Below are 12,846 nucleotides of genomic sequence, written 5' to 3'. Positions count from 1 at the left end.
CCGGGTGCGGGGCCGTCCTCATGTCGACGGCCCGGAGGCCGGCGGGCCTCAGACCGGCTTGCGCCACACAGAGATGTGCTTCGCGGAGTCCTGGGTGAACGGTGACCCGTCCCAGTCGGCGACGCGGCGTTCCAGCTCGAGCCCGGCGATCCGGGCCATCAGGTCGAGCTCGGCGGGCCAGGCATACCGGTGCCGGGAGGCGTCGCGGCGGTAGCGGCCGCCGTCGCCGTCGCCGTCTAGGGTGAGGTGGTGGGAGACGAGGATCTGCTCGACGAGGTCGAAGGTGTCGAAGCCGAGATGCCGCTCGGAGACGTCGAACGGCACCGCGACCTGGCCGGGCGGCAGGAACCGCAGCGGCGGCACGTTCAGCTCGATGACGAATCGGCCGCCGGGCGCCAGATGGCGTGCGGCGTTGCGGAAGCACTCGACCTGCTCGTCCTGCGTGAGCAGGTTCGTGATGGTGTTGTAGACGAGGTACACCAGGTTGAACTCGCCGGGGACGACGGTGGTGGCCATGTCACCGAAGACCACCGGGAGCGTGTCCTGGTCGATCTTGCGCCGTAGCACCGCCGTCATGTGCTCGGAGAGCTCGACGCCCACGACCGGCACGCCGCGTTCCCGCAGCGGGACGCCTACCCGGCCGGTCCCGATGGCGAACTCCAGAGCCCGGCCGTCCCCGGCGAGCTCGGACAGGAAGGCGAGGGTGGGTCCGAGAACGGCGGCCGAGGACATCTCGGTCTCCTCGGCGTCGTAGCGGTCGGCGGTGGCACGCGTCCACATCTCACTGCTCGTCACGGGCGACCACTGTGCCGGTGGCAGTGGTGCGCTGTCGACGGATTTACCGCCCGCGCTCCGGCCGTACGCGGCGGCGCGAGCCGGTCAGGACACGTCAGGGCGGCGGAGCACGCCGGGGCGGCGGAGGGGTTTCCCGCCGCTCAGCCGCCCGTCGCTCCGTCGCCCTTCATGTCACAGGCCGTCGCGGACCATGGCGGCGACGATCCGTACGTGGCGGTCGGCCGCGGTGGCGGAGAACTCGTTCTCGTAGTTGAGGCCGTAGGGCCAGAAGTGGCCGCCGCCCGCGGACAGTTCGGCGCTCGAGCCGTCGAACTGCCGGACCAGGGCGGTGGCCTGGGCGCCGGTCCAGATGCCACTGCCGGCGAGCGCGGACCAGCGTCCGCTCGTCCCCACGCCGATGGTGTGGGCGATCTCGTGCAACGCGGTCCGCTCGGTCATGTAACCGCGGTTGCCGAAGCGGATGGTTCCGTTGATGTTCCCGTCGGCGGTGGGCACGCCCGGGTCGTAGCGGACGGTGAGGGACTTCCCCAGGTCGCTGAGGTTGTTGTACCGGGAGACGGCGGCGTTCATGGCCCTGGTGATGAGGTCGTAGGCCGTGCGCTGGTCCGCGGTGGGGTTGCTCGCCCTCTGGAGCGTCCAGGTGATGGTGGCGGCTGCCTGCTCCTCGGCCGCCGGCGCCGTGGTCCGCGGGGCGGCCTGGGCGACGCCCGGACCGGCCAGGACGGCGGCGGCCAGCGCGGCGACGACCGCCGTGGCGGGCCAGGGCGCGGGTGTGCGTCGCGCGGGCATCGGGTCTCGGCGTGTACGCATGGGGGCCTCCTGTGGGGGGTGACCGTCGAAGGTGGGGGGACGACGGTGCAGAGGTGACGGCCGTTCAGATACCGGTCCTGATCGATCCTGTCGGGGAACAGGACGGTAAGCGCTTTCCGCTTTTTCCCGGAGGCTAGGGGTCGTGGTTTGTGCATGTCAACGACCGGCCGCGTCGAACTGGCGTGACGGCGACTCGGGTTCCGGCTCGTCCGACATCTTGACGAGTTCATTGCCATCCTCAAACATGCCCAGTGCGCGATTCTTTCTGTTTGGTTCTGTTCGCCTCTGTGTTGTGAAAGGGAGTGCCGTGTCCTCTCGGCATCGCATCGTCCGGGCTCTGGCGCCCGCGGTTCCCCTGGCGCTCGGCGCGAGTCTGATGGCCGCGCCCCCGGCGAGCGCGGATCCCGCACCGCAGAGCGCGGTCACCGTCCGCGTCGACCCCTCGTATCAGCAGCAGCAGTTCGAGGGATGGGGCACCAGTCTCGTCTGGTTCGCCAACGCCACCGGCCGTTACCCCGACCCCATCCGAAGACGCCTCGTGGACATGCTGTTCGGAGACGACGGCCTCGGCCTCACCATCGCCCGGTACAACATCGGCGGCGGCAACGCGCCGGACGTCCGGACGGACTACATGAAACCGGGCGCCACCATGGAGGGCTTCTGGAAGGCCCCCGCCGGCACCACCCGGCAGGACGTCGACTGGTGGAACCCCGACGACCCCGGCCAGTGGAACTGGGACGCCGACGCCGGCCAGCGCTGGTGGGTGGACCAGATCAAGGACAAGGTCAGCCGATGGGAGGCCTTCAGCAACTCGCCGCCCTGGTTCCAGACCGTCAGCGGATACGTCTCCGGAGGCTTCGACGCGAGCACCGACCAGATCCGCGCCGACCGTGTCGACGCCTTCGCCACGTACCTGACGAAGGTGACGGAGCGTCTGGAGCAGGCGCACGGCATCGAGTTCGACACGATCGACCCGCTCAACGAGCCCAACACGCCCTACTGGGGAACCCAGATCGGAGCGAACGGCCAACCCACGGGCGGACGCCAGGAGGGCGCCCACGCGGGCCCGGAGCTCCAGCAGAAGGTCGTCCTCGCGCTCGAGAAGGCGCTCCGGGGCGCGAAGACGAACGCCCGGATCTCCGCGATGGACGAGACCAACCCCACCATCTTCACCCAGAACTGGAACGCCTACGGTGCCCCGGCCCGCGCCGCCCTCGACCAGCTCAACGTGCACACCTACGGCACGGGCATGCGCACCAGCGCCCGGGACATCGCCAAGGGCGCGGACAAGAAGCTGTGGATGAGCGAGGTCGAGGGCACCTGGGGCACCGGCACCGACTTCACCGGCATGGAACCCGGGCTCGGCATGGCCACCCGCATGGTCGAGGACATGCGTGAACTGGAGCCCTCGGCCTGGGTGTTCTGGCAGCCGATCGAGGACGCCATCCCGCAGGCCGCGGCGGGCAAGAACTGGGGCAGCATCCACGTGCCGTTCAACTGCACGGCCGAGGACACCCTGCAGAGCTGCCCGATCCGCACCAACTCCAAGTTCCACACCATCCGGAACTTCACCCACTACATCCGCCCGGGCGACCACTTCGTGAAGACCGACGATCCGTCGAGCGTCGCCGCGGTGCAGAAGTCCGGCCGTACGGCGACCGTCGTGCACGTCAACGGCACCACCTCCGCCCGCTCGGTGACCCTCGACCTCTCCCGCTTCGGCAAGGTCGCGCGCGGGGCTTTCGTCACCCCCGTGGTGACGAGCGCCGACGGCGCCCTCGTCCGGGGCACGCCGGTCCGGGTGACCGACCGGTCGGCCACCCTCGCCGTTCCCGCCAAGTCGGTCACGACCTTCCTCGTCGAGGGAGTCGGCGGCGTGGCGAAGGACGCCGCACTCGTCCAGCCGGGGCACGTCTACCGGCTCCAGGGGACGCAGAGCGGCAAGTCACTGGCCCCCTCCGACGACGGCACCGGCGTCGTGCTGCGCACCGACGACGGCGGCAGCGCCCGACAGCTGTGGTCCGTACGGAAGTTGACGCGCGGCACCGACAACCGTGAGCGCTACGCGCTCGCCCGCACCGGCACCGGCGAACTGCTCACCGTGCGCGACGACCAGGCCGTTCTGGAGAAGCCGGAGAAGGGCCGGGTCGCCGAAGCCGCACAGTGGATCATGTCGACGACCGGCGACGGCACATGGACGTTCGTCAACGCCGCCACAGGCCGGCTGCTCGACGTCGCCGGACAGTCGACCGCGGACGGCGCCAAGGTGTCCACCTACACCCCGACCTCCGCGGCCAACCAGCGCTGGTCCGTGATCGACGAGACGGTGCTGCGCACCGAGCCCGCCGACGCGTTCACCGTCCCGGGTCTGGGGCCCGAACTGCCGAAGACCGTGACGCCGGTGTTCCGCGACGGCGCCCGCGGCGCGCTTCCCGTCGTGTGGAAGCTCCCGGCCGACCGGACCTGGCGCGCTCCCGGGACGGTGCGGGTCAGGGGCGAGGCGACCGACCCCCTCGGACGGACGGTCCCCGCGGTCGCGGTCGTCACCGTCGACACGATCGCCTCGACCCTCGCGGGTCGGGCCAAGACCTACGTCGGCGGCACGCCGGACCTCCCGGCCACCGTCGTCGGCGTCGGCCGCCGCGGCGGCCGGGTCGACCTTCCGGTGACGTGGGACGCGGCGCCCGAAGGGTCGTTCGAGGGGACCGGAGTCGTCGCCCTGCGCGGCGTCGCCCGGGTCGTCGGCGGCGGCACGGTCGATGCGACGGCACGTGTACAGGTCACCGAACCCGTGCAGACCAACATCGCCGCGGAGGACGGCGTCTCGGTCGCGGCCACGTTCACCGAGAGCGGGTACTCCGCGGAGCGCCTGCGCAACGGGGACCTGTCGGAGAAGGCCTGGTCCAACTGGAAGCCGGGGACCACCAAGAACCCGTCCGACACGATCACCTTCACCCTGCCCGAGGCACGCGACCTGAGCCGGATCGTCACGCACTTCTACCGGGACGGGAACAGCGCCTCGTTCCCCGAGACGCTGAAGGTGCAGGTCCGTGCGGCCGGTACCGGGACCTGGGAGGACGCGAGCGGCCCCGTCGCGGTCGGCAGCGAGGGCGCGCCGGTGGTCGACGTCCCGCTGGCGGCCAAGGCGGCGTCCGCGGTGCGGGTCGTCATGACCGCGCGCCCGGGCGGCTACCTCACCGCGAGCGAGATCGAGGTGTTCGCCAAGGCCCCGGGAGCCGCCTCGGACGCCGCCGCCGCGTCCGTCGAGGTGTCCGGCACGCCGATCGCGTCGTTCGACCCGGAGACCACCTCCTACCGGGTCGTCACCCGCGACCCGAGCCGCAGCACGGTCACGGCGACGACCCGCGACCCCTACGCGAAGGTCGCCGTCGAGTATCGCGACGAGCGCGGCGGACGGTCGGCGACCGTCACGGTGACCGGCGAGGACGGATCGCAGACCCGGACGTACCGGATCCGCCTCGTCCGCCGCTGAGGCCGCACGCGGTGCGGGGCCGTGCGGGCGAGCGGGCGCCCGCGCCGCGGTTTTGGAGCCCCGAGACCGGGGGCCTCGGGCCGCGGCGGCCGGTGCTGCGCCGCGGCCCGCGCACGGATTGCGCGGTGTGGTCTGCCCGGACGTCGCCCATGGCCCTGGCCATGGCGCGTCCGGGTCGGACCGGTCAGCGCGCGCCGGGGGTGCGGATGGCGGCGATGTCGAACTGCAGACGCACCTTCTCGCTCACCATCGCACCGCCCTCCGCCAGGCGTGCGTTGTAGGTCAGGCCCCAGTCGGAACGGTCGATGGTGGTGGTGCCGTCGAAGCCCACCCGCTCGTAGCCGAACGGGTCGACGACGTGGCCGAGGTAGGTGAGTTCGAGGACCACGGGCCGCGTCGCGTTCCTGATGGTGAGGTCCCCGGTCATGCGGTAGACGTCGGAGCCCGCGAGCTGTACGGCGGTGCTGGTGAAGCGCATCCGCGGATAGGCCGCCGCGTTCAGGAAGTCGCGACCGACCAGATGGGCGTCGCGTTGTTCCACGCCGGTGTCCACGCTGGCGGTGTCCAGCACGATGTCCGCGCGCGAGCGGGCCGGGTCGCGGCCGTCGAAGCAGAGGCGGCTCTCGTACCGGGTGAACGCCCCGCGCACCGTGGTCACCAGGGCGTGCCGGACGGAGAAGCCGACCCGGCTGTGCGCGGGGTCGATCATCCACTCGCCGGTCAGCGCGGCGAGCGCGGGGTCCGGCCGGCCGCCGGAGCCGGCGGGCGTGAACGCGGCCTGGTCGACGGGCGGTTGGGGAGTGGCGGCGGGTGCCGAACGCCGGAGGGTCGCGCCGCGGGTGAACAGGTTCATGATCCACGTGGTTACTGCACGGCCGATACCGCTGCAAGCCGGTGCCCCGGGCGCCGACGGTCCGAATCGGTACCGAAGGGTTCATAGACGTCCATCGGCGGCCGGGGGGTCACGACATCCACACACGGCCGTCACCGAACGAGAAGGAGCCAACCCGGCTTCACAGGCCACGGGGCCGGTGTGCGCGCGGTGGATCCTGGTCGGGAAGTACGGTGACGGCCGCGGTGGTGGCCTACTGGGTGTAGAACGTGGCGTCGGCCCGGTCGGTCGCCGTGCTGAGAGTCTGGGTGTACAGCAGGTAGTTGTAGTGGCGGATGTAGCGGCCCGGGAAGTTGTACGACTCGTAGGAGACCCCGGCGGAGTCCGCGAGGCCGGCCCGGGCGGTGAAGGAGGCGTCGCCGGCGAACAGTGCCGTCCCGTCGTTCTTCTCCACCCACACCTCGTTGTTCTTGTGGCGCAGGAAGTAACCGGGGAAGTTCGCCGACTCCAGGGAGACGGTTCCCGAGCCGGTGAGACCGGTGACGACCCGGAACTGTGAGTCGGCCAGCGGCGAGACGTTCGCCTCGATCTTGGCGCGGTATTCCCAGTGCCGGATGAACCGGTCGGGGAAGTTGTACGAGGAGAGCCGGATCGGAGTGAGACCGTCGGCGACCGGGATGCCGAAGTCGGGCGTGCCGTCGGCCTTCCAGTAGATCTTCTGGACGCGGGTGCGGCGGTTGGGGTCGTTGAGCGGGTCGCCGCTGATGTTCTTGTAGCTGCGGTCGTGGTAGACGAGGATGTCGGACTTGCCGTCCTCGGAGACCGTGAACTGGTTGTGCCCGGGGCCGTACTGGCTGGTGGCGGCGTTGCTGGCGAAGACCGGGCCCGTGGACTTGGCCCAGGACGAGGCGCTGAGCAGGTCGGCGCCGGCGGACGCGGTCAGCATGCCCATGCAGTAGTTGGCGTCGGTGGCGCTGGCCGAGAAGGTCAGGAAGACCTTGCCGCCCCGCTGGATCACGGCCGGGCCCTCGTTGACCGTCTGGCCTCCGGCGGTCTCCCACGAGGCGGTCGGCCGGCTGATCATGACCGGGGCGCCGGTGATGGTCCATGGGTTGGACATCTGCGCGAGGTAGATGTTGGTGCCGGGGCCGACGGCCGGGTCGTTCTGCGCCCAGGAGAGGTAGCGGGTGCCGCCCACGGCGAAGGTCGTCGCGTCCAGGGAGAAGGTGTTGAGCGGCAGGGCGATACGCCCCTTCTCCGTCCAGGGCCCCGTGATCGGGTTCGCCGCGGTGGACTCCAGGACGTAGGGCCGGATGTTCCAGATGTTGTTGGCGTCGCCGGCGGCGAAGTAGATGTACCACTTGCCGTCGATGAAGTGGATCTCCGGGGCCCAGATGTGTGCGCCCATCGCGCCGCTGGCGTGCTTGGTCCAGATGGTCGTCTCGGCGGCCGAGGTCAGCCCCTGGATCGTGGTGGCCCGGCGGAGCACGATCCGGTCGTACGCCGGCACCGTGGCGGTGAAGTAGTAGAAGCCGTCGGTGTGCTTGTAGATGTGCGGGTCGGCCCGCTGCTCGGCGATGGTGTTCGTGTAGGTCACACCGGGTGACGCGGGCACGGCGGCGTGAGCGGTACCGGCCGAGACGCCGGTGACGGCGGCGGCGGCCGATCCGGCGATCATGCCGAGGACCGTTCGACGGGTGAGTTCAGGTCTCACGGACTACTCCCTCAGGTGCGGGTGCGGGCGGATACGGCTGCGGCTGTCGCGGAGATGCCGCCCTCTTTGCCGCTGTCGATATATCGAACAGCGTTCGTAAACTCGGCCAAAAGATAGGTTCTGTACCTGCGCCGGTCAACACCTCCGTCGCAGGAGCATCCCTGCGTCGCCGCGTCGCCGCGTCGCCGCGTCGCAGGGGCGGAACGTCAGCGGGCCGGCAGGCGTTCGACGAAGTGCTCCAGGTCCTCCGTCGTGGGCCGCAGCAGGCCGTCGCGCAGGGCGAGGGCCGTCGCCTCGGCGCGTGAGGCGCTGCCGGTCTTGCGGAGCAGGTGCTCGATATGGCTGTGCACGGTCCGCGGGGACAGGAACAGCGCCTGGGCGATGGCCTGGTTGGTCTGGCCGCGGGCGGCCCGGGTGAGGACCTCCAGCTCGCGCGGGCTCAGGCCGTACGGCAACTCGGTGGGCGTCTCGGTCACCAGGACCGCGTCCCTGGCCAGCGGTGAGCCCGCGGTGCACCGGCTCAGCACGACGCGCCGCCATGCGCGGCCCGCCGGCCACAGCGCGCGCAGCCGCACCCCGCCCGCGGCCGTGAACGCCCCGACCAGACGGGCGAACGCGTCGTCCGCCAGTACCTCGGCGGGCGCACGGCCGGGGAGGTCGATGACGCCCGCCTCCGTGACCAGGCTCGCGCCCGATCCCGGTGGCAGGTCGTGCACGTCACCCGTGTGCGCGACCGGGTCGGCGAGGGCGCCCAGAGCGGGCAGCACCGAGGCGAGCAGCCGCCGCGCGTCCGTGTCGTACGCGCCAGAGCCCTCGACGGACAGGTTGATCAGGCCGACCAGGCGCCCCTGATGGCGCAGGGCACCGGTCAGCGCGTCCCGGAAGCCCGCCGGGCGGACCCGCTCGGCGTAGAACCAGCCGTTGCGGAACCGCTGTCCGCCGGACGTCGTGTCCTCCACGTCCTCGGTGATGGACGGGGGCAGCGTCTGCCGGACGACGTTGGCGTACCAGGGGGTGGCGGCGAACTCGACGGCGAGCGACTCGGACGTCCCGGCCGGGTAGCCGATGCCCGCGAGCTGCACGTGGGCACCGGTGCGCGGGTCGATCGCCAGCAGGGTCGCCGCGTCGAGGGGCAGGGCCCGGCCGAGTTCGTCCAGGGCCTGGGCGCAGGCTGAGGCGGTGTCCCGTTCGCGGGTGAGCATGCCGATGCGGGCGGCCGCCGCGAGCTGCTGGTGGCTGATCATGGCGGGCCTCCGGGAACCCACGACCAGGAGTGTCGTTTGGTCCCTAACGGTATGGCTGTTCGGGCGGTCCGACAAGCCGTTCGCCGATTCGTGACCGAAGTGCGCCGACGGCCGCCGCCGCGCCGGTCGGTATTTGTACGGATGGCGGGCCGGGCCGCCCGGGTCTTTCCTGTTCGGCACAGCCCGACGCCCGACGCCCGATGCCCCGATGCCAGCGAGGCCGGGCCCCCGCGACCCCCGGAGAGCGCCGCCATGAACAGACCCGCCATGAACCGATTCCCGTCCCCGCCCTCCGCCTCGCGCCGGCAGTTCCTCGGGCTGTCCGGCGGGACCCTCGCCGCCGCCCTGCTGGGCGCCGCGGGCTGCTCGGCGCCGGGCGGCGGCGCGAGCTCAGCACAGGCCGCGGGGGCGTCGGGCGCCGGGGCGAAGACCCTGACGAAGATCGGTCTGGACTACCCGTTCACGCAGATCCCGCTCTACTCGGCGCTCGTCAAGCTGTCCACGGCCGCCGGGAAGAAGCGCGGCGTCTCCCTGGTGACCACCAACGACGCCGCGAGCGCCGACACCCAGGCCGGCAACCTGCGCACCTGGGTCGCCCAGAAGATCCCCGCCATCGTGTCGTTCCCGATGGTCTTCGAGGCGACCGAGTCGCTCGCGAAGGCCGCGACGGACGCCGGCCTGATCTGGGTCACCTACGGCGGGTCCCTGGAACACCAGAGTGCCGACATCCAGTTCAACTTCCTCAAGGGCGGCACCCTTCTCGGGGAGGCCGCCGCCCAGTGGGCCCAGGAACAGCTCGGCGGCAAGGGGAAGATCGCCTTCCTCACCGACGACACCATCCAGCTGGGCCGCGAGCGCACCAAGGGCATGATCGACGCCTTCACCAGGGCCGCGCCCGGCGTCGACGTCGTCGCCCGGGAACAGGCCATCGACCCCGACACCGGCCTGTCGAAAGCCCGGGCGGTGCTCGCCAAGCACCCCGACCTCAACCTCGTCCTCGGGGTCACGGACGCCGCCGCGTACGGCGCGTACAAGGCGCTTCAGCAGACGGGCCGCGCCACGACCGACGCCAAGACCTTCGTCGGCGGCCAGGACGGCGCCGCCCCCTCCCTGCTGGCGATCAAACAAGGCACCTTCTACCGGGCGTCCGCCGCCCTCGCGCCGCAGGACATCGCCGAGGCCGTCGTCGACGTGCCCCTCGCCGTCGCCGCCGGGAAGGCGAACCCGAGCGTCCAGGTGCCGGTCACCCTCGTCGGGCCGGGAGACACCGTGCGCATCGACGCCCTGCTCGCCCAGAACGCCTAGGCGCGCCCCCCATGACCGAACCCACGCTCCGCGTCCGCGGCCTCGGCAAGTCCTTCGGCGGCGTCCGCGCCCTCCACGACGTGGACCTCACCGTCCCGGCGGGGCAGGTGCACGCGCTCCTTGGGCACAACGGCGCCGGCAAGTCGACCCTGATCAAGTGCCTCGGCGGCGCCTACCCGCCGGACGCCGGCACGATGGAGATCGACGGGACCGCCTACACGCGGCTGAGCCCGCGCGAGTCCATCGCCGCCGGAGTCGCGATCATCTTCCAGACGCTCAGCGTCGTCGACTCCCTCACGGTCGCCGAGAACATCTTCCTCGGGCAGGAGTGGACCCGGTACGGGACCGTCCACCGGCGCGCCCAGGAGGAGGTGGCGGCTGGCCTGCTGGAACGGGTCGCCGCGACCTGCTCACCGCGCGACCGGCTCGGCGAACTGCCCATGGGGCAAAGGCAGTTGGTGGAGATCGCCAAGGCGCTGAGCCGCAGCGCCTCGGTACTCGTCCTCGACGAGCCCACCGCCGCCCTCTCCGGGGCCGAGAGCGACGCCCTCGCCGCACGGGTGGAGCACCTGCGCGCCCAGGGCCTGGCCATCGTCTACGTCACCCATCTGCTCGGCGAGGTGGAACGCCTGGCCGACGCGGTGACGGTGCTGCGCGACGGCCGCGTCAGCCACCGCTCGACGGTGGCTGGACGGACCCGGCGGGAGCTGGTCGAGGCCGTAGCCGGAGCGGCTTCCCCCGCGCACGGCCTGGGACGGCGACCCGAGGGGCCCGGCGAACGCCACGACCGGCCGGGGACGACCGCAGACCCGTCCGACGCCACGCGGCCCGCGCGCCCGGGAGGCCCGCGCCCGGCCCGTCTCGCGGTGACGGACCTGCGCGGACCGGGCTTCGGCCCCGTGGACCTGGACGTCGCCGAGGGCGAGATCGTGGCGCTGTACGGCCTCATCGGCGCGGGCCGCACCCGCATCCTCGAGACCCTCTTCGCAAGACGCCCCGCCACCACGGGAACGGTCCGCGTCGGGGACCGGACCGTCACGGCCGACCGGCCCGCGGACGCGCTCGCCGCGGGGATCGCCCTGGTTCCGGGAGACCGGCGCCGGCAGGGCGTGTTCGGGGCCCTGAGCGCACAGGACAACGCCCTGCTCCCGTCGGTGCGCGGGCTGGCCCGGCGGGGGGTGCGGGCGCTGCGCGCGGAACGGCGGATCTTCACCGGGCTGTCCCGAGCCGTGGGGCTGCGCCCGGCCGACCCCCGGCTGCCCGCGGCCGCCTTCTCCGGCGGCAACCAGCAAAAGCTCGTCCTGGGCCGATGGATCAACGAGGCGCACGACGTCGACGTCCTGCTGCTGGACGACCCCACCCAGGGCGTCGACGTCGGCGCCCGGCAGGAGATCTACCAGGTGGTGTCCTTGCTGGCCGCACAGCGCGGTACGGCCGTGCTGTTCGCCTCCAGCGACCCCGAGGAGGTCGTCGCGCTGGCCCACCGCTGTCTGATCGTCTCCGGCGGCCGGGTGACCGGGGTGCTGTCCGGCGCCGAACTCACCGAAACCGCCCTGCTCTCGGCCGTCCACGAAGCCGCCCGGCCGACGCCCACGGAAGCCCCGGCTTCTCCCTCTCCCTCGCCCTCGAAAGGAGCGGCATGACCACCGCGACCAGCGCCCCCTCGGCCGACCGTCTGCTGCCCGCCGCGCGCACGCCGGCCCACACCGCGCTCCACGCCGTACGACGGCAGCCGCTGCTGCCCGTCCTCGCCGTCATGGTGCTCGTCTTCCAGTCGACGACCGGCAGCTTCCTGGAGACCGGCAACCTGCGCGGGATCGCCACCGACGCCGCCGCCGTCGCCATCGTGGCCGTGCCGTTGGCCCTGCTGGTCATCAGCGGCTACCTCGACCTCTCCGTCGGCTCCACGCTCGCCCTCGGCGGTCTGGTGGCCGGCTGGCTCGCCGGGGAGCAGCACCAGTCGCCGGTCGTCGCCGTGCTCGGCGCGCTGGCGGCGGGCGCGGCGGTCGGCGCAGTCAACGGCGTGCTGTGCTGCTACCTGGGACTGTCCGCGTTCATCGTGACCCTCGGGATGCTGACGGCGGTGCGCGGATTCGCGCAGCAGCTCTTCCCGCTGCCGCTGAGCGGTTTCGGCTCCGGGTTCGCCTGGCTCGGCGGGTCCCGGATCGCCGGGATCGACGCACCGGTCGTGATCGCCGCCGTCGTCCTCGCGGCGGGCGCGCTGTTCCTGGCGCTCACTCCGGCCGGCCGGCACGTCTTCGCGATCGGCGTCAACCGTGAGGCCGCCTACCTCTCCGGCATCGGCGTCCGCCGCACCCCGTTCGCGCTGTTCGTCGTGACGGGCGTCGCGGCCGCGCTCGCCGGCGCGATCAAGGCCTCGGTGCTGGACAGCGTCGTCGCCGGCACCTCGGGCGCCGGATTCGAGCTGACGGTTCTCACCGCGGTGCTCCTCGGCGGGGTCGCGCTGACCGGCGGGTCGGGCTCCGTCCTCGGGGTCCTGCTCGGCGTACTGTTCCTGGGCTGTCTGCAGAACGGGCTGACACTGCTGAGCGTGCCGACGTTCTGGCAGCAGATGGCCCAGGGCACCGCACTCGTCGCCGGCGCCGCGCTCGCCTTCTTCGGACCCCGGCTGCACCGGTAAGCCCGGCCGGAC

The 12,846-nt window shown here is 72.1% G+C and carries 9 protein-coding genes; 4 read left to right on the top strand and 5 right to left on the bottom strand.

The window, feature by feature from the left end:
• Positions 1-48 precede the first annotated feature (48 nt).
• Positions 49-795 (bottom strand): class I SAM-dependent DNA methyltransferase, encoded by a 747-nt coding sequence (locus QA802_RS03040; protein ID WP_319165292.1) that lies wholly within the window; start codon positions 793-795, stop codon positions 49-51.
• Positions 796-966: 171 nt separating this feature from the next.
• Entirely contained in the window at positions 967-1,584 is a 618-nt protein-coding gene (locus QA802_RS03035) for a hypothetical protein (protein WP_334534280.1), read from the bottom strand.
• 328 nt (positions 1,585-1,912) lie between these two features.
• Here QA802_RS03035 and QA802_RS03030 point away from each other — a divergent pair, with 328 nt between their 5' ends.
• On the top strand, positions 1,913-5,098 hold the full coding sequence (locus tag QA802_RS03030; protein WP_334517904.1) for a glycoside hydrolase: 3,186 nt from the start codon (positions 1,913-1,915) through the stop codon (positions 5,096-5,098).
• A gap of 184 nt (positions 5,099-5,282) precedes the next feature.
• On the opposite strand, the gene QA802_RS03025 is transcribed toward QA802_RS03030, so the two are convergent.
• The 3 genes from QA802_RS03025 to QA802_RS03015 form a co-directional block, all read right to left on the bottom strand.
• Positions 5,283-5,951 carry a YceI family protein gene (locus QA802_RS03025; RefSeq protein WP_319165297.1) on the bottom strand — a complete coding sequence of 223 codons (669 nt, stop codon included), beginning with the start codon at positions 5,949-5,951 and terminating at the stop codon, positions 5,283-5,285.
• 232 nt (positions 5,952-6,183) lie between these two features.
• The gene (locus tag QA802_RS03020) at positions 6,184-7,608 is read right to left on the bottom strand and encodes a family 43 glycosylhydrolase (protein WP_319165572.1); all 1,425 of its coding nucleotides are present in this window, start codon (positions 7,606-7,608) and stop codon (positions 6,184-6,186) included.
• Positions 7,609-7,850: 242 nt separating this feature from the next.
• Positions 7,851-8,888: a helix-turn-helix transcriptional regulator gene (locus tag QA802_RS03015; protein WP_319165299.1), complete on the bottom strand. Its 1,038-nt coding sequence runs from the start codon at positions 8,886-8,888 to the stop codon at positions 7,851-7,853.
• Between the two features lie 267 nt (positions 8,889-9,155).
• Between QA802_RS03015 and QA802_RS03010 the strand changes: the two genes are divergently transcribed.
• The 3 genes from QA802_RS03010 to QA802_RS03000 are packed head-to-tail and all read left to right on the top strand — an operon-like array spanning position 9,156 to position 12,834.
• A complete protein-coding gene (locus QA802_RS03010; RefSeq protein WP_319165301.1) occupies positions 9,156-10,193 on the top strand; it encodes a sugar ABC transporter substrate-binding protein in 1,038 nt (345 codons plus the stop codon).
• An 11-nt stretch (positions 10,194-10,204) separates the two neighbouring features.
• Positions 10,205-11,836 (top strand): sugar ABC transporter ATP-binding protein, encoded by a 1,632-nt coding sequence (locus QA802_RS03005; RefSeq protein ID WP_334517898.1) that lies wholly within the window; start codon positions 10,205-10,207, stop codon positions 11,834-11,836.
• Positions 11,833-12,834: an ABC transporter permease gene (locus QA802_RS03000; RefSeq protein WP_334517896.1), complete on the top strand. Its 1,002-nt coding sequence runs from the start codon at positions 11,833-11,835 to the stop codon at positions 12,832-12,834. The genes QA802_RS03005 and QA802_RS03000 overlap by 4 nt, the downstream gene beginning before the upstream one ends.
• The last annotated feature ends 12 nt before the right edge of the window (positions 12,835-12,846 follow it).

The organism is Streptomyces sp. B21-105 (genome assembly GCF_036898465.1).
Classification (GTDB): domain Bacteria; phylum Actinomycetota; class Actinomycetes; order Streptomycetales; family Streptomycetaceae; genus Streptomyces.
This window is presented reverse-complemented; position numbering and strand designations above follow the sequence as displayed.